The following is a 428-nucleotide window of genomic DNA, read 5'->3' on the forward strand; positions in this document are numbered from 1 at the left end:
CAAGCATCAGCTACAGTCCAAGTGTTGGTATAAGTACCTGCATTGGCACATCCTTCGTTAGCTACAAATTCACCTGAAGTTTTTACAATGTTGGTTACATCAGCATCACATAAATCAGAAGCGACAGGGAAAGCAGCCTGAGCCGTTGCTAAAGCAGTAGCATCGCTACATTCTACAGTAGCATCAAGCGAACCGGCAGCAGTAGTCCAAGTAGGGGCCGTAGTATCCTGAACAGTGATTACCTGAGTAAACACAGCAGAAGTATTGCCACAAGCATCAGCTACAGTCCAAGTGTTGGTATAAGTACCTGCATTAGCACATCCTTCGTTAGCTACAAACTCACCTGAAGTTTTTACAATGTTGGTTACATCACCATCACAGTTGTCAGTTGCCACAGGGAAAGCAGCCTGAGCCGTTGCTAAAGCAGC

1 protein-coding gene is annotated in these 428 nt (G+C 45.6%); it reads right to left on the reverse strand.

The window, feature by feature from the left end; translation table 11 throughout:
• Positions 1–428 (reverse strand): HYR-like domain-containing protein (locus tag ACSVH6_RS13600; RefSeq protein ID WP_438079407.1); only part of this gene is annotated, 428 nt, incomplete at both ends.

The sequence above is a fragment of the Flavobacterium sp. XGLA_31 genome (assembly GCF_051547105.1).
In the GTDB taxonomy this organism is placed as follows: domain Bacteria; phylum Bacteroidota; class Bacteroidia; order Flavobacteriales; family Flavobacteriaceae; genus Flavobacterium.